The sequence below is a fragment of the Burkholderia sp. Bp9004 genome (assembly GCF_003858025.1).
In the GTDB taxonomy this organism is placed as follows: Bacteria; Pseudomonadota; Gammaproteobacteria; order Burkholderiales; family Burkholderiaceae; genus Burkholderia; species Burkholderia diffusa.
Genome location: NZ_QTQD01000002.1, coordinates 89145 through 110504 on the forward strand (window position 1 = coordinate 89145; position 21360 = coordinate 110504).

Annotated in this window: 21 protein-coding genes and 1 riboswitch; of the genes, 9 read left to right on the forward strand and 12 right to left on the reverse strand. The window is 68.0% G+C overall.

Annotated features, from left to right (window positions below):
- Window position 1 precedes the first annotated feature (1 nt).
- The gene (locus DIE08_RS02600; protein ID WP_059607610.1) at window positions 2-934 is read right to left on the reverse strand and encodes a LysR family transcriptional regulator; all 933 of its coding nucleotides are present in this window, start codon (window positions 932-934) and stop codon (window positions 2-4) included.
- Between the two features lie 29 nt (window positions 935-963).
- Window positions 964-1149, reverse strand: a complete 186-nt coding sequence (locus DIE08_RS35465; RefSeq protein ID WP_185715828.1) for a hypothetical protein — start codon at window positions 1147-1149, stop codon at window positions 964-966.
- Here DIE08_RS35465 and DIE08_RS02605 point away from each other — a divergent pair.
- From DIE08_RS02605 to ribB, 3 genes are all read left to right on the forward strand, one after another.
- Window positions 1082-2257 carry an MFS transporter gene (locus DIE08_RS02605; protein WP_124621331.1) on the forward strand — a complete coding sequence of 392 codons (1176 nt, stop codon included), beginning with the start codon at window positions 1082-1084 and terminating at the stop codon, window positions 2255-2257. The genes DIE08_RS35465 and DIE08_RS02605 overlap by 68 nt on opposite strands.
- A gap of 212 nt (window positions 2258-2469) precedes the next feature.
- Entirely contained in the window at window positions 2470-3153 is a 684-nt protein-coding gene (locus DIE08_RS02610; protein ID WP_124621333.1) for a helix-turn-helix domain-containing protein, read from the forward strand.
- A 184-nt stretch (window positions 3154-3337) separates the two neighbouring features.
- A riboswitch (FMN riboswitch) is annotated at window positions 3338-3486 on the forward strand.
- A 118-nt stretch (window positions 3487-3604) separates the two neighbouring features.
- Entirely contained in the window at window positions 3605-4315 is a 711-nt protein-coding gene (gene ribB / locus DIE08_RS02615; protein WP_124900935.1) for a 3,4-dihydroxy-2-butanone-4-phosphate synthase, read from the forward strand.
- Between the two features lie 95 nt (window positions 4316-4410).
- Here the strand turns inward: ribB and DIE08_RS02620 are convergent, their stop codons facing one another.
- The 5 genes from DIE08_RS02620 to DIE08_RS02640 form a co-directional block, all read right to left on the reverse strand.
- Window positions 4411-5097, reverse strand: a complete 687-nt coding sequence (locus DIE08_RS02620; RefSeq protein ID WP_124900936.1) for an HAD family phosphatase — start codon at window positions 5095-5097, stop codon at window positions 4411-4413.
- A 185-nt stretch (window positions 5098-5282) separates the two neighbouring features.
- Window positions 5283-6269 carry an inositol 2-dehydrogenase gene (gene iolG / locus DIE08_RS02625; protein WP_124900937.1) on the reverse strand — a complete coding sequence of 329 codons (987 nt, stop codon included), beginning with the start codon at window positions 6267-6269 and terminating at the stop codon, window positions 5283-5285.
- Window positions 6270-6401: 132 nt separating this feature from the next.
- A complete protein-coding gene (locus DIE08_RS02630) occupies window positions 6402-7235 on the reverse strand; it encodes a TIM barrel protein (RefSeq protein WP_124900938.1) in 834 nt (277 codons plus the stop codon).
- 39 nt (window positions 7236-7274) lie between these two features.
- A complete protein-coding gene (locus DIE08_RS02635) occupies window positions 7275-8309 on the reverse strand; it encodes a xylose isomerase (protein WP_124900939.1) in 1035 nt (344 codons plus the stop codon).
- Window positions 8310-8454: 145 nt separating this feature from the next.
- Window positions 8455-9519, reverse strand: coding sequence for a LacI family DNA-binding transcriptional regulator (locus DIE08_RS02640; RefSeq protein WP_124900940.1), 1065 nt, complete (start codon window positions 9517-9519; stop codon window positions 8455-8457).
- A 178-nt stretch (window positions 9520-9697) separates the two neighbouring features.
- Here DIE08_RS02640 and DIE08_RS02645 point away from each other — a divergent pair, with 178 nt between their 5' ends.
- Genes DIE08_RS02645 through DIE08_RS02655 form a run of 3 tightly spaced genes read left to right on the forward strand, consistent with a single transcriptional unit; the run spans window position 9698 to window position 12380 of the window.
- Entirely contained in the window at window positions 9698-10780 is a 1083-nt protein-coding gene (locus tag DIE08_RS02645; protein ID WP_124900941.1) for a fatty acid desaturase family protein, read from the forward strand.
- Between the two features lie 36 nt (window positions 10781-10816).
- Complete coding sequence (locus DIE08_RS02650; protein WP_124621349.1) at window positions 10817-11125, forward strand: non-heme iron oxygenase ferredoxin subunit; 309 nt, start codon at window positions 10817-10819, stop codon at window positions 11123-11125.
- Between the two features lie 4 nt (window positions 11126-11129).
- A complete protein-coding gene (locus DIE08_RS02655) occupies window positions 11130-12380 on the forward strand; it encodes an NAD(P)/FAD-dependent oxidoreductase (protein WP_124900942.1) in 1251 nt (416 codons plus the stop codon).
- Window positions 12381-12471: 91 nt separating this feature from the next.
- Here the strand turns inward: DIE08_RS02655 and DIE08_RS02660 are convergent, their stop codons facing one another.
- The 3 genes from DIE08_RS02660 to glpD all read right to left on the reverse strand — a co-directional run bounded on the left by DIE08_RS02660 (window position 12472) and on the right by glpD (window position 16411).
- A complete protein-coding gene (locus DIE08_RS02660) occupies window positions 12472-13188 on the reverse strand; it encodes an MIP/aquaporin family protein (protein ID WP_034178959.1) in 717 nt (238 codons plus the stop codon).
- A gap of 91 nt (window positions 13189-13279) precedes the next feature.
- Window positions 13280-14782, reverse strand: coding sequence for a glycerol kinase GlpK (gene glpK, locus DIE08_RS02665; RefSeq protein WP_124900943.1), 1503 nt, complete (start codon window positions 14780-14782; stop codon window positions 13280-13282).
- A gap of 105 nt (window positions 14783-14887) precedes the next feature.
- Window positions 14888-16411 carry a glycerol-3-phosphate dehydrogenase gene (gene glpD / locus DIE08_RS02670; protein ID WP_124900944.1) on the reverse strand — a complete coding sequence of 508 codons (1524 nt, stop codon included), beginning with the start codon at window positions 16409-16411 and terminating at the stop codon, window positions 14888-14890.
- A 162-nt stretch (window positions 16412-16573) separates the two neighbouring features.
- Between glpD and DIE08_RS02675 the strand changes: the two genes are divergently transcribed.
- Window positions 16574-16942: a hypothetical protein gene (locus DIE08_RS02675; protein ID WP_124900945.1), complete on the forward strand. Its 369-nt coding sequence runs from the start codon at window positions 16574-16576 to the stop codon at window positions 16940-16942.
- An 89-nt stretch (window positions 16943-17031) separates the two neighbouring features.
- Here DIE08_RS02675 and DIE08_RS02680 read toward each other — a convergent pair whose 3' ends face one another.
- On the reverse strand, window positions 17032-17229 hold the full coding sequence (locus tag DIE08_RS02680; RefSeq protein WP_059607743.1) for a hypothetical protein: 198 nt from the start codon (window positions 17227-17229) through the stop codon (window positions 17032-17034).
- A 302-nt stretch (window positions 17230-17531) separates the two neighbouring features.
- The gene (locus DIE08_RS02690) at window positions 17532-18311 is read right to left on the reverse strand and encodes a DeoR/GlpR family DNA-binding transcription regulator (RefSeq protein WP_040141834.1); all 780 of its coding nucleotides are present in this window, start codon (window positions 18309-18311) and stop codon (window positions 17532-17534) included.
- A gap of 221 nt (window positions 18312-18532) precedes the next feature.
- Between DIE08_RS02690 and DIE08_RS02695 the strand changes: the two genes are divergently transcribed.
- Both DIE08_RS02695 and DIE08_RS02700 read left to right on the forward strand, forming a co-directional pair.
- Window positions 18533-20173 carry a gamma-glutamyltransferase family protein gene (locus DIE08_RS02695; RefSeq protein ID WP_124621359.1) on the forward strand — a complete coding sequence of 547 codons (1641 nt, stop codon included), beginning with the start codon at window positions 18533-18535 and terminating at the stop codon, window positions 20171-20173.
- A 313-nt stretch (window positions 20174-20486) separates the two neighbouring features.
- Window positions 20487-21314 carry a ferritin-like domain-containing protein gene (locus DIE08_RS02700; RefSeq protein WP_059684382.1) on the forward strand — a complete coding sequence of 276 codons (828 nt, stop codon included), beginning with the start codon at window positions 20487-20489 and terminating at the stop codon, window positions 21312-21314.
- The last annotated feature ends 46 nt before the right edge of the window (window positions 21315-21360 follow it).

Consider the following 21360-nt stretch of genomic DNA (forward strand, 5'->3'; position numbering starts at 1 on the left):
TTCAGCGGCACGCGTTCAGCAGGTCGTCGAGCGCCGCTTCCTCGCGCGCGAAGCGTTCGGCGAGGAAGTCGAGCAGCACGCGCACGCGCGGCGCCATGTAGCGCTTGCCGTGATAGAGCGCGTGCAGCGGCGCGTCCTGGTGTCGCCAGTCGGGCAGTAGCACGCGCAGCCGGCCGGCGCGCACGTCGTCGGCGATGTCCCAGAGCGACTTCAGCGCGATGCCGTGGCCGCGCAGCGTCCATTCGCGGGTGAGGCCGCCGTCGTTGGTCTCGAAAGCCGTCGACACCGGCACCGTGTGGGTCTGTACCTCGTCGCCGCGCGTGAAGCGCCACGTGTTCATCGGGCCCGACGCGATCGTGATCACGTTGCAAGGAAAGCGGGCCAGATCGTGCGGATCGGCCGGCACGCCGTGGCGCTCGACGAACGACGGCGCCGCGCACAGCACGCGCCGGTTCGCGGCGAGCCGGCGTGCGATCAGCGCGCCGTCGGGCGGGGCGGCGAAGCGGATCGCGAGGTCGATTTCGTCCTGCCACAGGTTCGACGACGAATCGGACGCCGTCAGCGAGAACGTGACGCCCGGATGCAGCGTGGTGAATTCGTCGAGCCAGTCGAGCAGCTGATTGCGGCCGAAATCGGACGTCGACGACAGCCGCACCTTGCCGGCCACCACGTTGCGGCCTTCCTGCAGTAGCGCGTGCGCGTCGTCGAGCGCCTGCAGCGCCTGCCGGCAGCAGTTCAGGTAGAGCCGGCCTTCGTCGGTGAGGCGCAGCTGCCGCGTCGAGCGCTCGAACAGCCGCGTCGCGACCTTCGCCTCGAGCTTCGCGAGGCGCGCGCTCGCGGCGGCCGGCGTGAGGTTCAGCTTGCGCCCTGCCGCGGACAGGCTGCCCAGTTCCGCCGCCTCGACAAACAGCCGGATGTCGCCCAGTCGATCCATTGGATTTTCCACAATCTTTTGAAAATGGTTCAAATGCCGCGCCAATTATCAAAGATAGGCGTATTCGGGACAATGCGCGCACATCCCGCTTTTTGTGCGGTGCGGTACCGACCGGATGCCGCGTCCGCCGCCTTTTCGGAGAACGTCATGCCCATACCGTTACTGGCGCTCGCGATCAGCGCCTTCGCCATCGGCACCACCGAATTCATCATCATGGGACTCCTGCCCGAAGTCGCGCACGACCTCGCCGTGTCGCTGCCGTCGGCCGGCCTGCTGGTCACGGGCTACGCGCTCGGCGTCGCGGTCGGCGCGCCGCTGCTCGCGGTGCTGACGAGCCGCATGCCGCGCAAGGCCGCGCTGCAGCTGCTGATGGCGATCTTCATCGTCGGCAACGTGTTGTGCGCGACCGCGTCCGGCTACGCGATGCTGATGGTCGCGCGCGTCGTCACGTCGTTCGCGCACGGCTCGTTCTTCGGGATCGGCGCGGTGGTGGCCGCGTCGCTCGTGCCGGCCGACAAGCGCGCGAGCGCGATCGCGCTGATGTTCACGGGCCTCACGCTGTCGAACGTGCTCGGCGTGCCGTTCGGCACGTTCGTCGGCCAGCTGCTCGGCTGGCGCGCGTCGTTCTGGATCGTCGCCGCGCTCGGTGTGCTGTCGCTCGGCGGCGTCGCCCTGCTGGTGCCGAACCGCCACGACAGCGGGCCCGTCGGCCTCGGCCACGAAGTGCGGGTGCTGAAGGAGCCGCAGGTGTGGCTCGCGCTCCTGATGACCGTGCTCGGCTTCGGCGGCGTGTTCGTCGTGTTCACGTACATCGCGCCGATCCTCGAAACCGTCACCGGTTATTCGCCGCGTGCGGTCGCGTTGATCCTCGTGCTGTTCGGCGCGGGGCTGACGGTCGGCAACATGCTCGGCGGCAGGCTCGCCGACCGCGCGCTGATGCCGTCGCTGATCGCGATCCTGGTAGCGCTGATGGCCGTGATGGCCGTATTCGCGAAGACGAGCCACCTGCCGGTCGCGGCCGCGGTGACCGTATTCGTCTGGGGGATCGCCGCGTTCGCGACGGTGCCGCCGCTGCAGGCCCGCGTAGTCGAAAAGGCCGCGAGCGCGCCGCATCTCGCGTCGACGCTGAACATCGGCGCGTTCAACGTCGGCAACGCGGGCGGCGCGTGGCTCGGCGGTCTCGCGCTGGGGCACGGCTTCGCGCTCGATGCGTTGCCGTGGGTCGCTGTCGCGGTGACGTTCGCGGCGCTCGTCGTCACGTGGCTCGCGATGCGGCTCGATGCCCGCGCACCGGCGCGCTGCGCGGCACCGGCCGCGCATTGAGCGGTGCACCGGGCGGCGGCGTGCCGGCGCTATGGCGACACGAAAAGGTTCGCGAGAAACGCTTTCCTCCGCGATGCTGATAACGGTGTGAAGATAACTTCGTTTGCCGGGTCGGGGCCGGGTGATAGCGTCTCGATACGCGCCGTTCGTGGCGCAACCCGATTCCGGCTAACCCCATTCGCAGGGCCGCGCGGCGGCCCGGAGGCCATGTTATGTCTTCACCCCTGGCGCTGGTGCGCGGCGTGTCTTCCTTCGAGTCCGGCAATGCCGCCGACGCGCGGACGTCCGCGTCGCTCGACGTCCTCGAGCAGGTCGTCGGCGTGAATCTCGCGCGCTTGCGCGCCGAGCGGCAGCTGTCGCTCGATGCGCTCGCGCGGCTGTCCGGCGTGTCGCGCGCGATGCTCGCGCAGATCGAATCCGCGCGCAGCGTGCCGTCGATCAAGGTGCTCTGCAAGATCGCCGCGGCGCTGAAGGTATCGGTCGCCGCGTTCCTGCGCCGTCATGCGGTGAACGGCTTCGAGCATCTGGCGGCCGAGCGCGCGGCGCGCGTCGTCAGCTCGAACGGCCGCTTCTCGGCGCGCGCGCTGTATCCGGAAGGCGAGCCTGCCGCGGCCGAATTCCACGAGCTGCGGATCGCGCCGCTGCACACGGAACCCGGCACGCGCCGCGCGCCCGGCACGACGGTCAACCTGGTCGTCAGCGAAGGCACGCTCGAAGTCGGCGTGCACGATCGGCGCCAGCTGCTCGCGACCGGCGACGCGATCGTGTTCGACGCCGACCAGCCGTACAGCCTGCGCAATCCGGGCGACAGCGAGGCGCGCGCGTTCCGCGTGACGGTGAGCCCCGAGGTGCCGCCGCGCTGGCTCGTGCCCGACGCCGCGCACGCGGCCGGCTGAACGCGCGGCTCGCAGGGCCGGCGCCGGTTCCGTTCAGGACGGCGTGCAGGCCCGGTGTCGGCCGTTCGGACGATGCCGTTAGACGGAGTCGTCAGTAAGGTTTTAAGTGTGGTTCGCTGCGCCGCGTGCGCAGCTGATGTATGCTTGGCCCGCCGGTTTCGGGGTAGACCCCGGCCGGTAATCAGTGCGTCTTCAGGGCGGGGCGAAATTCCCCACCGGCGGTAGGCTGGCGTTAGCCGGCGAGCCCGCGAGCGCTCGCGCATCCGCGCGGGGTCAGCAGATCTGGTCGAATGCCAGAGCCGACGGTCACAGTCCGGATGAGAGAAGATGTGCAGATAGTCATGTCCGTCAGGGCCGCTTTGCCATGCGTGCGAAGCGGGTTGTCGTTCTGTCTGTTTGCAATGCCCTGAAACGTTTTTCGCCCAAATCGTAATTGCGAGGAGCGTTTCACATGTCCTTCATGTCCGTTTCGTCGGCACCCGCCGACGCCTTTGCCGATCTCCCGTTGCTCGATTCCGAACCGGTGCCGCCGCGCATCGCCGCCGCGCTCGACGCGTTGCGCGCGGGCCGCGCGGTCGTGTTGCAGGACGATCACGACCGTGAAAACGAGGCCGACCTGATCGTCGCCGCCGAGCGCATCACGCCCGAGACGATGGCGCTCCTGATCCGCGAGTGCAGCGGCATCGTGTGCCTGTGCCTGACCGACGACAAGGTCCGCGCGCTCGAGCTGCCGCCGATGGTGCAGACCAACGAGAGCCGCAACGGCACCGCGTTCACCGTGTCGATCGAGGCGCGCGAAGGCGTGCATACCGGCGTGTCCGCGGCCGATCGCGTGACGACGATCCGCGCGGCGATCGCCGACGATGCGAAGCCGTACGACATCGTGCGCCCCGGCCACGTGTTTCCGCTGCGTGCGCAACCGGGCGGCGTTCTGGCGCGCCGCGGTCACACCGAAGGGACCGTCGACCTGTCGATCCTCGCTGGCCTGAAGCCGGCGGGCGTGCTGTGCGAGCTGATGAATCCGGACGGCACGATGACGCGCGGCGAGGATGTCGAGCGTTTCGCGCAGCAGCATGGGTTGCCGATGTTGACGATCGCGGAACTCGTCGAATTCCGCGAGGCGCTGGCGGCCGCGCGCGAGCGCTGCTGCGAGCCGGCCTGAGCGAGGAGGGAGCGGGCGCGTTCGCGCGCTCCTCTCCGATACGGCGTGCGTGAACCGGCGCACGCCGGGCCGGGCTGATCCGGCCTGTATGAAAGTCAGGACTGCACGTCGCCGAATTCGCCGCGCAGGCCGGCTTCGACGAGCGCCGGCAGTTCATTCATCCTGCGCATGATCCGCGTGATGCCCATCGCGCGCAGCGCATCCGCGTAGTTGTCGGGGATGTGGCTCGCGCCGACGAACGCGATCGTCTTCATCCCCGCCGCACGCGCGGCATTCAACCCCGATACGCTGTCCTCGACGACGACGCAGCGCGCCGGCGCCACACCGAGCGTCTGCGCCGCATGCAGGTAGACGTCGGGGTAGGGTTTCGGCCGTGCGACCTGCTCGGAGCTGAACACGCGATCGCCGAAGATTTCGGTGAGCGACGCGCGCTTTAGCGAGTTGCGCACACGCACGAGCCGGCTGTTCGACACGACGGCGGCCGGCAGGCTGACCTTCAGCAGCGCGTCGCGCACGCCGGTGATCGGCGCGAGCGATTGCGCCAGCGCGATCTCGATGTTGCGCTCGATGGTCTCGATGAAGTCGTCGGGCATCTCGACCCCGAAGCGGGATTCGAGCCCCGTGAGGAAACGCGACGTCTGCTGGCCGAACGCCGACTTCGCGGCGGCTTCGAAATCGATGTGCGGAAAGGTGGCGGTGAGCGTGTCGAGCAGCACGCGGTCGGCGATGACTTCGCTGTCGACGAGCACGCCGTCGCAGTCGCAGATGAGGTGATCGAGCATGATGGTGAAAAAGCGGGATATCGGCGACGCCGATCGATTCGCCATGATACGTGCTTTCACGCGCATGCCGCGCGACGTTTCGGCAAATCTGCCCGATGCGGCCGTGCCGTCGCAGTATTTCGTACAGGTGTGCTGCCGATCATGCGACGATGGCGGCCCGCTTGCACGGGCCGCTATCGCTTGCGTCACATCTCGATCACGCGCCCCGTTTTCCACGACGTCATCGCGGCCTCGGCGAGCTCGAGCGCGGCGAGCCCGTCGTCGATCGTCGTCCTGACCGGCGTGCAGTCGCGCAGCGCGTCGACGAAGTGCGCGATCTCGGCCGCATACGCATGCCGGTAGCGCTCGAGGAAGAACGGCTCCGGCACGTCCGACGCGATGCCGCCGGCCAGCCATGCGCCCACCTCGGTCGGCCGCACGTTGCCGGCCTGCAGCATCCCGTTGCTGCCGAGCAGCTCGAAGCGCTGGTCGTAGCCGTAGGCCGCGCGCCGCGACGTGTTGATCTGGCACAGCAGCCCGCGCCGCGTGCGGATCGTCACGGCGGTCGAATCGATGTCGCCGGCATCGAGCACGGCAGGGTCGGTCAGGCAACTGCCCGTCGCGTGCAGCGTCTGCGCTTCGTCGCCGAGAATCCAGCGGAACACGTCGAAATCGTGGATCAGCATGTCCTTGAAGATGCCGCCCGAGCTGCGGATGTAGTCGACGGGCGGTGCGCCCGGGTCGCGGCTCGTGACGATCAGCATCTCCGGTGCGCCGATCTCGCCGCGTTCGACACGCGCCTTCAGCGCCGCGAAGGTCGGGTCGAAACGGCGCTGGAAGCCGATCATGCAGGTCACGCCGGTGCGCCGCACGACGTCCGCGCATGCGCGCGAGCGCTCGACGGTCAGATCGACCGGCTTCTCGCAGAACACGGCCTTGCCCGCGTTCGCCGTCGCGACGATCAGGTCCGCATGCGTGTCGGTGCTCGACGCGATCACGACCGCCTGCACGGCCGAGTCGCCGAGCGCTCGCTCGATATCGGCGACCTGCGCGCCGTGCGCATGCGCCAGCGCTTCGGCCGACGGCGCATGCCGGTCGACCACATACTTCAGCTTCGCGCCCCGATGGCGCGCCAGATTCGCCGCATGGATCTTGCCGATTCTTCCCGCGCCGAACAAAGCGAATTCGATCATTCTGTTCTCCTCTTCCCTTGAGTTCGTTGTCTTCTTCCTGTCAGGCCCGCGCCTGGCGCGCACATCGAGTGCATGGCTGCACGCGTCGTCGCGTGTACGGGTCGTCACGCCGGCCGCGCACCGCGGCGACGCTCAGCAATCCGCCAGTTCGCGCCGCACATAGTCGATGCTTGCCCGCAGCCGGTCTTCGATGTCGTCGGCTTCGGCGATTTCGTTCGCGAACGGCTCGAACGAGAACGCGCCGCGGTAGCCGCGCGCGAGCAGTTCGCGCAACTGCCGGATGTTGCCGAGCCGGTCGGCGCCGCCGACCAGCACGCGATGGCCGTCGCGCATCCGGTCGACCGGCAGGTCGTCTTCGTCTTCGTCGACGCCCGAGATGTGCACGAGGCCCGTCAGGTTCGGGAAGAAGATGTCCTCGCCCGACAGATGATGATGGAACGTGTCGTGCACGAGCCGGAAGACCTGTTCGCCGGCCGCGTCGTAAATGCCTTTCACCGCGTCGGACTTGCGGCGCAGCGCGCACTCCTCGAAGCCGAGCGGCTCGATGAAGCCGAGCAGGCCGCGCGCTTCGAGGATCGGCTTGAGCGCCTTCAGTGCTTTCACGAGATCCGCATGGCGCGCGTCCGCGCCGCGCGTGTCGCCGCGGCTGTTGGTCGGGCACAGCACCAGCGCACGCGCGCCGCACCGCGCCGCGTAGTCGGCCAGCACGGTCGCTTCGTCCGCGCGCTCGGCAGTCCATTGCTCGAAGCGCTGCAGCGCGTTGATCGTCAGGATCGTCGCGCCGCCGGCTTCGGCCGTCGCGCGCACGGCGGCGGCCGGTGTGCCGTCGGCGATCTCGACGCCGTCGAGATCGTTGCGGATCTCGATCGTGTCGATGCCGAGGCGCCGGCACAGCGCGACATAGCGGTCGAGCGGCAGGCGCGGCGCGCTCATCCTGTTCAGCGAAAAGTGGAATGCTTGTGTCATCGTTCTGTCCTTGCGTGTCGAGTGGGGGCGGGGGCCGGATCAGGTGCCGGTGCGAGCGGTGCCGCCGGCCGGCGGGTTTGCCGGCGGCGCGGCGAGTGCGTGCCACGTGTCGCGCAGCCAGTGCGCGCACGCGACGTTGTTGTCGAAGATCGAATAGCGTGCGCCGCCGCCGTAGTCGGGAAACGGGATGAACTCGCAACTGATCTGCTCGAGCCGCGCCGGCCAAGCGTGAGCCTGCGATTGCAGCAACTGGCGCAGTGCGGTTTTCCACGTGTCGAGCAGTGCCGCGCGCCATTCGCCGTGATAGGCGCCCGTTGCCGGCGCGACGAACGGATACTGGATGCCGCGGCCGGACCGGCCGTCCGCGCGGCGCATCCAGCGGTTCTCGGGATTGTTCGGAATCACGCTGCGCGCATGCGCGTGCCGAACCCAGCCGCGCGCGATCCAGTCGGCGTAGATGGCGGCCGGCGACGCAGGGTCGAGCACGAGGCTGCCGCTGTCGACCCGTTCGCGAATGCCCGATGCGTCGAGTTCGGCGCGATTGCCGATCTTGAACAGCAGGTGCGAATGATCGAGCGTGATCCGGAACGGCGCACCGGCCTGCTCGACATGCTGCGCGACCCGCGCGACGCGCGTGAAGTCCTCGCTCCACATGTCGACGTGTACTTCGAGGCTCGGCAGGCAGCCGACCGGCTCGCCGTGTTCGTACGTACGCAGGTAAAAATCGGCGACTTCGCGGTCCGACAGCGGATGGCCGTCCGCGTGATGCGCGTACAGCTGGCAGTTGAGCACCGTGCTGCCGAACCGCGCGCCGGCATCGACGATTTCGGCGGCATGCGCTTCGTCGCGGCCCGCGCACCAGATGCCGCCGATCACGCGAATCGGCAGCGCGTGGCGTTCGACCAGCGCGAAATATGGCGACAGATCTTCGCCGCGCGCCGGGTTCTTTTCGACGTAGTCGAACACGCCGGCGCCGGCGACCATCCGGAAGCGTTCGGCTGGCGCGGGCAGCGGCAGGCCGTCGTGTTCGAGCACGCCGTCGAGGTTCACGCCGATGAGGATCGGTTTAGCCATCGTCTCCTGTCCGTTGTTGTGCTGGGGATGGCTGTCCAATGTACGGATGCGCCGCGCGGGCTGCATGACAAACGTTGACGAAAAATCGCCAATGCGCCGGTCGATTTTTTTCGCCACGCGCATGCATCGCGATGCGCGGCGACATTCAGGGCTGCAAGTAGGCGCTCGTCCTCACGTTCGCTGCACAGAACACGCGGAATTCGACCGGGTCGCGCGGCGGCGGCTGTTCGACGATCCCGCATGCATGTAACACGTGCTGCAGCGCGGAAATCGCCTGTCCGTCCGGATCCTGGTCGATCGCGAGATCCATCGCGCCGGCGTCGATGAAGGTGCGGTGCTCGTCGAGCATCTCGTGCCCGATCCAGACCACGCGGCCGGTCGCGCCGGCCTTGCGCAGCGCCGCTTCGATGCCGGCCGAGCCGGCGCCGCTGTTGTAGATCGCGACCACGTCGTCGTGTGCCTGCAGTGCCTTCGTCACCGCGCGGTAGCAGCGGTCGTCCTGGTCGAGCGTCTCGACCGGCTCGCCGTCGCAGCGCAGCGTGGCGAACGCGTCGGCGAGCTGGTCCCGGCAGCCGGCCATCCGGTCGGCATGCGCGCGGTAGCCCATGCGGCCGCCGAGCAGCAGCACGCGGCCGGGGCGTGCCGCCAGGCGGCCGACGTAGTAGCCGGCCGTGCGCCCGGCGCGGTAGTTGTCGATGCCCGCGTAGTGCACGCGATCGATGCCGCCGATGTCGGTGACCATCGTAACGACAGTTTCGCCGCGCGCGATCGCGCCGGCCAGTGCATCGCGCACGCGGGCGGTGTCGCGTGCCGTGACGATCAGCGCCGCGCGCCGGTATGCGGGCCGTTCGATCAGCGCGGCGGCGCGTTCGTCGTCCGCGGCGGGCAGGATCGTCCGGTGCACGACCACGCGCCGGTCGAGCATCTGCAGCGAGCGCTGCAGCGCCTGCTGCAGCCGCCGGAAGAACGGCGCGTCGGTGTCCGGCAGCAGCACGTCGACGTGGATCAGCCCGTGCCGCGTGTCGGGCAGTTGCCGCGGCACGCCGAGCTGCCGCGCCGCCGCGACCACGCGCTCGCGGGCCTGCGCCGACACGCTGCCGCGCTCGTTCAGCACGCGGTCGACGGTGGTCGTGCTGACGCCCGCGAGCGCCGCGATCTCGTCGAAGCGCGCGGTGCGCTTGCGCCAGCGCGGCCCGGATTCACCTGCCATGGTCGTCTCCAACGTCGTGGTCGCCATCATCGGGTGCGTGGCGCTGCCAGGAACGCTAAAACGATGGCGAAATTTCGTCAACGTTTCGATTGAGCGGGGGCGGCCGGTCGCCTAATTTTGGTTCCATGGGGGACGCGCTTGCAGCGCTTCCCGCGCACAGGCAAACCAGGAGACACGAGTGGCCCATACCGACGACCAGGCGCGCGATCGCACGGCGGCGCGCCGTCAGGAATACCGAATGATCGGCGGCGCCAGCGAGCGCGCGCACGCGGCGGGTCTCGTCAACGCCGAGTGGTACCGGTGCGCGATGCCGCGGCCGCTGATGAAGCAGTTGATGCAGCGCAGCGACGCGCGTGCGATCCGCGACACGCTGATCTGGTATGCGGCGATCGCGGCCAGCGGCGTGCTCGCGTGGCTGGCCTGGCGCGCGCATTCGGCGTGGGCGATCCCCGCGTTCTTCGTATACGGCACGCTCTACTGCAGCCCGGCCGACTCGCGCTGGCACGAATGCGGGCACGGCACTGCGTTTCGCACGCGCTGGATGAACGACGCGCTGTACCAGGTCGCGTCGTTCCAGGTGTTCCGCCGTGCGACGGCGTGGCGCTGGAGCCATGCGCGCCATCACACCGACACGCTGGTCGTCGGGCGCGATCCGGAAATCGCCGCGCCGAAGCCGACCGACTGGCTCGCGCTCGCGCTGAACGTCGTCGCGCTGAAGCATGTGGCCGGCGAACTGCGCAAGATGATTGCGGCCGCGTTCACCGGCCGGCTTGACGACGAGGAGCGCACCTACGTGCCCGAGTCGGAATGGCCGAAGGTCGTGCGCGAGGCGCGCATCCATATGGCGGTCTATGCGCTCGTGGCCGGTGCGTCGCTGTACTGGCACACGCTCCTGCCGCTGCTCTACATCGGCTTGCCGAGCCTCTACGGCGCGTGGCTGTACCTGTACTTCGGCCTCACGCAGCACGCAGGCATGCCCGAGAACGTGCTCGATCACCGGCGCAATTGCCGCACCGTGATGATGAATCCGGTGTTCCGCTTCCTGTACTGGAACATGAACTACCACGTCGAGCACCACATGTTCCCGATGGTGCCGTTCCACGCGCTGCCGAAGCTGCACGAGGCCGTGAAGGCCGACATGCCGCCGCCGTACCGCAGCACGCTCGCCGCGTATGCTGAGATCGTGCCGGCGCTGGTCCGGCAGACGCGCGACCCGTCCCATTACGTCGTGCGGCCGGTGCCGGACGCGGCGCGCGCGTGATCGACATCGAACAACCCAATCAAGGAGACACGCATCATGACGCAATGGATCGACACAGGCGCGCTCGACGACATCGACGACGAGGACGTCGCGCGCTTCGATCACGCAGGCCACACATACGCGATCTACCGGATCGACGGCCAGGTTTATGCAAGCGACGGCCTGTGCACGCACGAGAACGTGCATCTCGCGGACGGGCTTGTGATCGACCACGTGATCGAATGCCCGAAGCACAACGGCCGCTTCGATGTGCGCGACGGCCGGCCGCTGTCCGCGCCCGCATGCGAGAAGCTGCGCACGTACCGTGCGAAGATCGAGGGCGGCCGCGTCCTGATCGAGGTGTGATGCGATGACGAACCATCGTGTGATGGCGATCGTCGGTGCGGGCCATGCGGGCGGCCGCGCGGCGCAGGTGCTGCGCGAGTCCGGCTGGCACGGGCGCATCGTGCTGATCGGCGCGGAGTCGCACCTGCCGTACGAGCGGCCGCCGTTGTCGAAGGGCGTGCTGACGGGCGAGCGCAGCGCGGCGCAGTGCCGGTTGCGCGATCCGGACGCATGGGCGGCCGACGGCATCGAGCTGGTCGTCGCGACGGTCGAGCGCATCGATCCGCACGCACGCGAAGTGCGCGTATCCGGCGACCGGGTGTTCTTCTACGACGCGCTGCTGCTCGCGACCGGCGCTCGCGCGCGCCGCCTCGCGATTCCGGGCGCGGCGCTCGACGGCGTGTTTGCATTGCGTACGCTCGACGACGCGGCGGCACTCGGCACGCGTCTCGTGCCCGACGCACGGATCGTGCTGATCGGCGGCGGCTTCATCGGTCTCGAAGTCGCGGCGTCGGCGCGGCTGCGCGGCTGCCGCGTGACCGTGCTCGACGCGGCGCCGCGCCTGCTCGGGCGCGCGGTGCCGGAGTCAATCGCCGCGCGCGTGCAGGCGCTTCACGAGGAGCAGGGCGTGGCGATCCGCGTGAACCGGAAACCCGTTGCGATCGAGCGGACCTCGGGCGGCGCGCTGGCCGTCGTGCTCGACGACGGCGACACGCTGATTGCCGATACGGTCGTGGCGGGCATCGGCATCGAAGCGGCCGACGAGCTGGCGCGCGACGCGGGCCTCGCGGTCGATCGCGGCATCGTCGTGAACGCTCGGCTCGAGACGTCGGCGCCCGGCATCTATGCGGCCGGCGACGTCGCGGTGTTTCCGAGCGCGTTGTCGGGGCGATCGGTCCGGCAGGAGACATGGCACGGCGCCGAGACCCAGGCACGCGCCGCCGCGCGCAACATGCTCGGCGCCGACGAACCGTATCGAGCGATGGCATGGTTCTGGTCGGATCAATACGATGCGCAGTTGCAGGTGGCAGGGGAGCCGGCGCTCGGTGAACGGTCGGTTGCGCGCGTGCTCGGCGACGATGCGGAAATCCACTTTCATTTCGACGCGGGCGGACGGCTCGTCGCAGCGAGCGGTTTCGGCCGCGCGTCAGGATTCGTCAAGGAGATGAAGCTGGCGAGGATGCTGGTCGAACGCGGCGCCGCGGTGGTGCCCGCGGTGGTCGCCGACGCGAACCTGAAGCTGAAATCGCTGTTGCCGGCGTCGGCCTGCGGGTAGGCGGAACGTGCAATGAAAAACAGCCCGCGGCCTTCCGGCACGCGGCCTTCCGGCACGCGGGCTGTGTTGCTTCGTCGATGGACGGGCCGCGTCAGTGCGGCACGTGCAGTTGCAGATAGAGCACGGCTGCGAGCGAGCCGCCGATCAGCGGGCCGACCACCGGGATCCACGCATAGCGCCAGTCGCTGTCGCGCTTGCCGGGAATCGGCAGCAGCGCGTGCATGAGGCGCGGCGCGAGGTCGCGCGCGGGGCTCATCGCATAGCCGGTCGGGCCGCCGAGGGAGATGCCGATGCCGAGCACGAGCAGGCCGACGGGCAGCGCGTCGAGTGCGCCGAGGCCGACCTGCGGCGATGCGAGATACAGCACGCCGAGGATCAGCACGAACGTGCAGATCGCCTCGGTCAGCACGTTGTGCCGGACGCTGCGAATCGCGGGCGCCGTGCAGAACACCGCGAGCTTCAGGTCCGCATCGGCTTCCTTCGCGAAGTGCTGGCGATACGCGAGCCACACGAGCAGTGCGCCCGCCATCCCGCCGAGCATCTGCGCGAGAATGTAGCCGCCGACTTTCGACCACGCGAACTTGCCCGCGAGCGCGAGGCTGATCGTCACGATCGGGTTCAGGTGCGCGCCGCTGAACGACGCGGTCACGTAGACGGCGACGAATACGGCCATCGCCCAGCCCCACACGATCACGATCAGGTCCGCGCCCTTGCCCTTGGTCTTGGCAAGCAGCACGTTGGCGACCGCGCCGTTGCCGAGCAGCACGAGGATCGCCGTGCCGATGAATTCTGCAATATAAGGTGACATGCTTGTCTCTCGTATGTCGCGGCGGACTCGCGCGTCGCGCGGTCCGCCGGTGTTGTTTTAATTCGTTCGGATTGCTTCTGGTTGCCGCGGGTTACTGCTTGTCGTCGGCCCACGCCTTGGCGGCGCGCACCGCGCGTTGCCAGCCGGCCATGCAGCGCTCGACCTGCTCCTTCGGCATCGACGGGGAGAAGCGGCGATCGAGCTGCCACTGGCTGCGCACTTCGTCGAGGTTCTTCCAGTAGCCGATCGCGAGGCCCGCGAGGTAGGCCGCGCCGAGCGCGGTCGTCTCGGTGATCTGCGGTCGCACCGCGTCGACGCCGAGCAGGTCGGCCTGGAACTGCATCAGCAGATTGTTCGCGCTCGCGCCGCCGTCGACGCGCAGCTCGCCGATGCTGATGCCGGAGTCGGCTTCCATCGCGGCCAGCACGTCGAGCGACTGGTAAGCGATCGCGTCGAGCGCCGCGCGCGCGAGGTGCGCGGACGTCGTGCCGCGCGTGACGCCGAACACCGAACCGCGCGCCCGTGCGTTCCAGTGCGGCGCGCCGAGGCCCGCGAACGCCGGCACGAGATAGACGCCGTCGGTATGCGGCACGCTCGCGGCGAGCGCTTCGATCTCGGCGGCCGACTTGATGATGCCGACACCGTCGCGCAGCCACTGCACGACCGCGCCCGCGATGAAGATGCTGCCTTCGAGCGCGTACTGCACGTCGTCGCCGATCTGCCAGGCGATCGTCGTGACGAGGTTGTTCTTCGACTCGATCGGCTTGTCGCCGGTGTTCATCATCAGGAAGCAGCCGGTGCCGTAGGTGTTCTTCACCATGCCCGACGTCGTGCACATCTGGCCGAACAGCGCCGCGTGCTGGTCGCCGGCGATGCCCGCGAGCGGGATCTTCGACGCGAACACCGTGGTTTTCGTATGGCCGTAGATTTCCGACGACGCCTTCACTTCCGGCAGCATGCTGCGCGGGATGTCGAGCAGTTCCAGCAGCTCGCTGTCCCACTCGCGCGTGTGGATGTTGAACAGCATCGTGCGCGATGCGTTGGTCACGTCGGTCACGTGCAGTTCGTGCTTCGTGAAGTTCCACACGAGCCAGCTGTCGACGGTGCCGAACGCGAGCTTGCCCTGGCGCGCCTTGTCGCGCGCACCCGGCACGTTGTCGAGGATCCAGCGGATCTTGGTCGCGGAGAAGTACGAGTCGATCGGCAGGCCGGTCTTCGCGCGCACCTTCGCTTCGAGGCCCTGCTTCTTCAGCGCATCGCAGAAGTCGGCGGTGCGGCGGTCCTGCCACACGATCGCGTTGTAGACGGGCTGGCCCGTCTCGCGATCCCAGACGATCGTCGTCTCGCGCTGGTTGGTGATCCCGATCGCGGCGATCGACGTGCCGTTCAGGCCCGTGCGCGTGACCGCTTCGGCGGCGACGCCCGCTTGCGTCGACCAGATTTCCTGCGGGTCGTGCTCGACCCAGCCGGGTTGCGGGTAGATCTGTTCGAATTCCTTCTGGGCGATCGATACGATGTTGCCCTGGCGATCGAACAGCATCGCGCGGGAGCTCGTCGTGCCCTGGTCAAGCGCGAGGATGTACTGATCCTGCATGTCTCTCATCTCCATCCGTGGATTGGCGTAGTTGTGATGCGCGCCGCATGTTACGCGGCGCGTCGGTGAATCAACATCGGTCAGGCAAATGCAACTGCAAACGAATCATGCGTGCGGCGCATGTACGGCGGCGAACCACGCGTCGACCGCGGCCGTCACTGCGTCGAGCGTGCCCGGCGCGACGTGCAGGCCGAGCTTGGAGCGGCGCCACAGCACGTCCTGCGCGCAGGTCGCCCATTCGGCGTCGCGCAGGTAGCGCAGTTCGGCATCGTGGATGCCCGGCGCGATCTCGGCGCCGAGGTCGGCGAGCGACGTCGCGCCCTCGACCACGCGTTCCGCGCGCGTGCCGTACGCGCGCGCGTAGCGGCGTGCGAGTGCGGCGGGCAGCCACGGATGGCGCTTCGCGAACTGCGCGGCGAACGCGTCGAACTTCGCATCGGCGATGTCGCCGCCCGGCAGCGCGACGCCGGCCGTCCAGGTCTTCGCGTCGCGGCCGAGCGCGCGGCACAGCATGTCGCCGGCTTCTTCCGCGAGCTTGCGGAACGTCGTGATCTTGCCGCCGAACACCGACAGCAGCGGGGCGCCCGCGCCGTCGTCCAGCTCGAGGCGGTAGTCGCGCGTGACGGCCGATGCGTTCGCGGCGTTCTCGTCTTCCAGCAGCGGACGCACGCCCGAGTAGGTCCAGTGCACGTCGGCCGGCGAGATCTTGCGCTTGAAGTAGCGGTTGATCGAGTCGCACAGGTACTGCGTCTCGTCGCGATCGATCGCGACCTTCGCGGGATCGTTCGTGTATTCGACGTCGGTCGTGCCGATCAGCGTGAAATCGTGTTCGTACGGAATCGCGAAGATGATTCGCTTGTCCGGGTTCTGGAAGATGTACGCGTGGTCGTGATCGAACAGGCGGCGCGTGATGATGTGGCTGCCCTTCACGAGCCGCACGCTGTGCTGCGCGCCGCGGCCGAGCGCGCCGTGCAGCACTTCGCCGACCCACGGGCCGGCCGCGTTCGCGATCGCGCGCGCATGCACGACGCGGATCGACCCGTCGGCGTGCTGCAGCCGCGCTTCCCATTCGTCGCCGCGGCGTTCGGCGGACACCAGCTTCGTGCGCGTCAGGATCTCGGCGCCGCGCTCCTTCGCATCCATCGCGTTCAGCACGACGAGGCGCGCGTCGTCGACCCAGCCGTCCGAATAGACGAAGCCGCGCTTGATCGAGTCGATCAGCGGTGCGCCGGCCGCATGGCGGCGCATGTCGATGCCGCGCGAGCCGGGCAGCAGTTCGCGTTTCGCGAGGTGATCGTAAAGGAACAGGCCGATGCGGATCAGCCAGGCCGGACGCAGGTTCGGCATGTGCGGCATCACGAAGCGCAGCGGCCACATGATGTGCGGCGCCGCGCGCAGCAGCGTCTCGCGCTCCTGCAGCGCCTTGCGCACGAGCCCGAACTCGTTGTATTCGAGGTAGCGCAGGCCGCCGTGAATCAGCTTCGTGCTGGACGACGACGTGTGCGACGCGAGATCGTCCTGCTCGCAGAGCATGACCGACAGGCCGCGGCCGGCCGCATCGCGCGCGATGCCAGCGCCGTTGATGCCGCCGCCGACGACGAGCAGATCGTAGCGATTCGGTTGGGTCACCTGCTGTCCTTATCGTCTGAGGGAAATGGGCGAACAAGAAATGTTCGAATTCGAAATTTAACGAACGAAATCGAAAAAGTAAAGTTCGAAAAAGCGGGGCCAGTAGCGCGCGACACGATCCCGGACGATACTGGCGGAATCGACCGTTTCACGAGGTGAATCATGCGTATTGGGATGTGGGCCGGCGTGTGCGCCGTCCTTCTGGCGGGGTGCAGTGCCGGCATGCCGCCGCTCGTCGGCAACTGGCGCACGCCGTCGTTCGTCGACCTGCAGACGTCGTGCGGCGGCACGGCGCGCGACTGGGGCGCGGACGCGCAGCCGGTCTACGCGACGCTGTACGACGCGTATGTGGCGAAACGGTATCGTGGGCTGACCGAAGCGAACTATTGTGCGTTCGTAAACGAACTTTCGACGTACTATGCGGCGCCTGATGCGGCGGCGCGTGCCGGCTGGATTGCGTATTTCAACGGCGCGCGTGCGCAGGCCATCAGCTGGCGGGCGGCGGTCGATCCGACGTTGCGCGGCGGCTGAAGCAGGCCGCGGCGGGCTGGCGGCGGGTGCGGGAACGGCCGCGCGGCCCGGAATCCGGGCCGCGCGGTCAGGTCAGGAACGGTGTGGTTTTACGAATATCGGTATTTGATGGATCGCAGCGCGGCGTCGCCGGTTTCGGTCACGCAGTATTTGCGCCCCGATCCGAGTGCTTCCAGGCGAACGAGCTGCTGTTCGAGCAGTGCGTCGATCTCGTCCCGATCCATGTTGGTTTGATCGGGGGCGTCTTTCACAAGCAATAGCGTGGCGAATTCATGCGGACTCAGCATCGTTCTCTCCATGGCGACCAGTCAGCCCGCGCGGCCGGCGTAAAAGCCGACGCGCGATACCCATCGGGATATGGCTTGGGGGGAAAGCTGTATTCGCCGGCCATGCCATTCGTCCGCGCCTTGGCACAGGCGGAACGGTCGAACGGGCCGGGGAACTGGAGTCTAGTCGAGCGCGCGGGCAACGACAAATCGTGCCCCGTTAATTTTCCCTTTGACAGCCGGGCCGCGCGCAAGCGGTTTGCTTGCGACGCCAACTTCTTGATTTCACTTGAAGTTTCGGGTGCGGTGCAGCATCGGCGCGGTCATTCCGCGACGTACACCTGGGTGCCGGCGGCCGCCACCGTATCGGCCATCTCGGGGGGTAGCGGCTTGTCGGTGAAGAGCGCGTGCACCTGGCTCAGATGGCCCTGGCGCACCAGCGCGGGGCGGCCGACCTTCGAATGGTCGGCCACGAGGTAGACCGTGCGCGCATGCTGCATGATCGCCTCGGCCACGCGCACCTCGCGGGTGTCGAAGTCGCGCAGCGTGCCGTCGGCCTCGATCGCCGACGTGCCGATGATCGCGTAGTCGACCTTGAACTGGCGGATGAAGTCGATCGCGAGTTCGCCGACGATCCCCTTGTCCCACGGCCGCACGATGCCGCCCGTGATCAGCACCTCGCAGTCGGGGTAGCCGCTCATCATCGACGCAACGTTCAGGTTGTTCGTGATCACGTGCAGCCCATGGTGGCGGTTCAGCGCGCGCGCAACTTCCTCGGTGGTGGTGCCGAGGTTGATGAACAGCGATGCCTGGTCGGGTATGTGCGACGCGGCGAGCGCCGCGATGCGCCGCTTCTCGTCGTGGAACATCCGCTGGCGCGCGGTGTACGACACGTTCTCCGAGCTGGTCGGCAGGCTCGCGCCGCCGTGGTAGCGGCGCAGCAGGTTCAGGTCGGCGAGCCAGTTCACGTCGCGGCGGATCGTCTGCGGCGTGACCGCGAAGTGCGCGGCGAGATCGTCGACGGTCACGAAGCCGTCACGCTGCACCCATTCGAGCAGTTCCTGCTGGCGCGCGTTGAGGGTGAGGCGGGGATCTCGGGTCATGGCTCGGCGGTCATCGTGAGGCGGAGCGGGTATTGTAAGGGCGGGAAGCGCGTTCGACCGGCTTCCGGCATATCACTGTGCGGAATTCATGCGTAAAGCACATGTATTCATGTGACAAATGAATTTGTGCGATCGCGCGGATCGCGCTGCAATGGCGGACTGTCCGCGCGCACCGGTCGTGCGTCCGGCGCGTTCATTCAGCTTTCGACGAGGTGCAACCGATGACTGGCTTCAACTGGCACAACCCGTATCCGACGACCCGCATTCCGGTGTTCGCGCGCAACGTCGTGTCGACGTCGCACCCGCTCGCGGCGCAGGCCGGTCTGCGGATGCTGTGGAAGGGCGGCAATGCCGTGGATGCGGCGCTGGCCGCGGCGGCCGCGATCACGGTGGTCGAGCCCGTGTCGTGCGGGCTCGGAGGCGATGCGTTCGCGCTCGTGTGGGACGGCGAGCGGCTGTCGGGGTTGAATGCATCGGGCGTCGCGCCGGCCGCGTGGAACCCCGAATACTTCCGCCAGCGCCACGGCGAGGACGCACGCGGCATCGCGAACAAGCCGACGCGCGGCTGGGACACCGTCACGGTGCCGGGCGTGATCGCGGGCTGGGAAGCGCTGCACGCGAAGTTCGGTTCGCTGCCGTTCGCGGACCTGCTCGAGCCGGCGATCGAGATCGCCGAGCGCGGCTACTCGGTGTCGCCGATCGTCGCGCACAAGTGGGCGGCCGCGGTGCCCGAGCTGCAGGCGCTGCCGGGCTTCGCCGATACCTTCATGCCGCGCGGGCGCGCGCCGCTCGTCGGCGAGCGCATGTGCCTGCCGGGCCACGCGCGGACGCTGCGCACCCTCGCGAAGGACGGTCCGCGCGCGTTCTACGAGGGCGCGCTCGCCGGGCAGATCGCGGCATTCGCGCGCGAAGGCGGCGGCGCGCTGACCGAAGCCGACCTGCGTGCGTACCGGCCGGAATGGGTCGAGCCGATCGGCAAGCGCTTCGGCCGCCACACGATTCACGAGATTCCGCCGAACGGGCAGGGCATCGCGGCGCTGATCGCGCTCGGGATCGCCGAACATGCGGGCGTGGCCGAATGGCCGGTCGATTCGGCCGACTCGCAGCACCTGCAGATCGAGGCGATGAAGCTCGCGTTCGCGGACGTCTATCGCTACGTCGCCGATCCGCGCGCGATGGACGTGACGCCCGCGCAGATGCTCGACGACGCGTATCTCGCGGAACGCGCGAAGCTGATCGATCGCGCGCGCGCGACGCACTTCGCTGCCGGCCGGCCGCATTCGGGCGGCACGATCTATCTGTCGGCGGCGGACGAGCGCGGGATGATGGTGAGCTTCATTCAGTCGAACTACATGGGTTTCGGTTCGGGGCTCGTCGTGCCGGGTACCGGCATTGCGTTGCAGAACCGCGGGCACGGCTTCTCGATGGACCCGGCGTCGCCGAACGTGGTCGCGGGCGGCAAGCGGCCGTTTCATACGATCATCCCGGCGTTCGTCACCGAGGAAGTCGATGGCCGCACCGAGGCGGCGATGAGTTTCGGCGTAATGGGCGGCGACATGCAGCCGCAGGGCCACCTGCAGACCGTCGTGCGGATGTTGGGCTACGGGCAGCAGCCGCAGGCCGCCTGCGACGCGCCGCGCTGGAAGGTCAATCGCGACTTCACGCTCGACGTCGAGTCGACGATGAATCGCGAGACGGTCGATGCGCTCGCCGCGCGCGGTCATACAATCAAGTCGATCGACGATCCTTACATGGATTTCGGCTCGGGGCAGTTCGTGTGGCGGCTCGATCGCGACGATCCCGAGCGCGGCTACGTGGCCGCGAGCGACAGCCGCCGCGACGGTCTCGCGGCCGGTTTCTGACGGAACGCTTCCGGTCTTGCGCTCGACGGGCGGCCGGATGGCCGCCCGTTTTGCTTGACGCAGCGCATCTCATCGAACGCGCGCACCCGGTTCGAACAACTCATCTAACGAACCGCAGCATGCGCGGTGGAACTGCGCCCGTCGGCTATGGTCAGTGCTTTGAAGCACGAACATAAAAGTCCGGCTAAGATGCCAGAATGGTTCGGCCGGACCAACTCACTAAAAATGCAAGCAAAACGTCGCCTGCGGGCGCGCCGGGCCTGTGCCGAAGATCGGGGCCGGCCGGCCGCGCGACGACTGGGAGCGCACCACCATGCCTACTGAAACGACGCATGTCATGCCGTGGCGTATCGAGGACATCGACCTGAACCGGATCGATCGTCAGCGCGCCGCCGCGAATGAGGATCTGCTGCTGTTGCTGTGCGCGTCGTCGTTCATCGAAAGCGGCTCGGATCTCTACACGAGCAACCTGAGCGAGTTCTTCAACGACGATCCGGAAGTGTCCGCGTGGCTCAACAATGCGTGGGAGCACGAGGAACTGCAGCACGGGCGCGCGCTGAAGGCGTACATCGCGCACGTGTGGCCCGAGTTCGACTGGGATACCGCTTTCGCGAATTTCTTCGCCGAGTATTCGAAGACCTGCTCGGTTGACGCGTTCGAGAAGACCCGTGCGCTCGAGATGGTCGCGCGCTGCGTGGTCGAGACGGGCACGGCCACGCTCTATCGCGCGATCAACGAATGCTCGGACGAGCCGGTGCTGAAGGAAATCACCGACAACATCCGCACGGACGAAGTGCGTCACTACAAGCACTTCTTCAAGTTCTTCAAGAAGTACAACAAGCTCGAAGGCAACGGCCGGCTCGCGGTGCTCGGCGCGCTGATGCGCCGTGTGATGGAAATCAAGAACGAGGATTCCGAGATCGCGCTGCGCCACGTATTCGCGATCCGCTACCCGGATCGTGTCGGCGACAATCAATACAACCGCGAGCGCGCTGCGCGCATCAGCTCGCTCGTGCGTCGCAACCTGTCGGCCGACATGTGCGTGAAGATGCTGCTCAAGCCGCTCGACCTGCCCGCGAAGATCCAGCCGAGTGTCCACTATCCGCTGACGAAGATCACGCGGCACGTGTTCATGCGCTGAGTGTCACCGCGCGGTCCGGCGGCGCGCGTATGCTTCGGCATCATCG

Coding starts and splice junctions, on each gene's coding strand:
- DIE08_RS02600 (WP_059607610.1), bottom strand. CDS start 934: ATGGATCGACTGGGCGACATCCGGCTGTTTGTCGAGGCGGCGGAACTG.
- DIE08_RS35465 (WP_185715828.1), bottom strand. CDS start 1,149: ATGATGATGAATTCGGTGGTGCCGATGGCGAAGGCGCTGATCGCGAGC.
- DIE08_RS02700 (WP_059684382.1), top strand. CDS start 20,487: ATGCCTACTGAAACGACGCATGTCATGCCGTGGCGTATCGAGGACATC.
- DIE08_RS02660 (WP_034178959.1), bottom strand. CDS start 13,188: ATGTCACCTTATATTGCAGAATTCATCGGCACGGCGATCCTCGTGCTG.
- DIE08_RS02690 (WP_040141834.1), bottom strand. CDS start 18,311: ATGACCCGAGATCCCCGCCTCACCCTCAACGCGCGCCAGCAGGAACTG.
- iolG (WP_124900937.1), bottom strand. CDS start 6,269: ATGATCGAATTCGCTTTGTTCGGCGCGGGAAGAATCGGCAAGATCCAT.
- DIE08_RS02630 (WP_124900938.1), bottom strand. CDS start 7,235: ATGACACAAGCATTCCACTTTTCGCTGAACAGGATGAGCGCGCCGCGC.
- DIE08_RS02695 (WP_124621359.1), top strand. CDS start 18,533: ATGACTGGCTTCAACTGGCACAACCCGTATCCGACGACCCGCATTCCG.
- DIE08_RS02650 (WP_124621349.1), top strand. CDS start 10,817: ATGACGCAATGGATCGACACAGGCGCGCTCGACGACATCGACGACGAG.
- ribB (WP_124900935.1), top strand. CDS start 3,605: ATGTCCTTCATGTCCGTTTCGTCGGCACCCGCCGACGCCTTTGCCGAT.
- DIE08_RS02640 (WP_124900940.1), bottom strand. CDS start 9,519: ATGGCAGGTGAATCCGGGCCGCGCTGGCGCAAGCGCACCGCGCGCTTC.
- DIE08_RS02655 (WP_124900942.1), top strand. CDS start 11,130: ATGACGAACCATCGTGTGATGGCGATCGTCGGTGCGGGCCATGCGGGC.
- DIE08_RS02610 (WP_124621333.1), top strand. CDS start 2,470: ATGTCTTCACCCCTGGCGCTGGTGCGCGGCGTGTCTTCCTTCGAGTCC.
- DIE08_RS02635 (WP_124900939.1), bottom strand. CDS start 8,309: ATGGCTAAACCGATCCTCATCGGCGTGAACCTCGACGGCGTGCTCGAA.
- glpK (WP_124900943.1), bottom strand. CDS start 14,782: ATGCAGGATCAGTACATCCTCGCGCTTGACCAGGGCACGACGAGCTCC.
- DIE08_RS02620 (WP_124900936.1), bottom strand. CDS start 5,097: ATGCTCGATCACCTCATCTGCGACTGCGACGGCGTGCTCGTCGACAGC.
- DIE08_RS02605 (WP_124621331.1), top strand. CDS start 1,082: ATGCCCATACCGTTACTGGCGCTCGCGATCAGCGCCTTCGCCATCGGC.
- DIE08_RS02680 (WP_059607743.1), bottom strand. CDS start 17,229: ATGCTGAGTCCGCATGAATTCGCCACGCTATTGCTTGTGAAAGACGCC.
- DIE08_RS02675 (WP_124900945.1), top strand. CDS start 16,574: ATGCGTATTGGGATGTGGGCCGGCGTGTGCGCCGTCCTTCTGGCGGGG.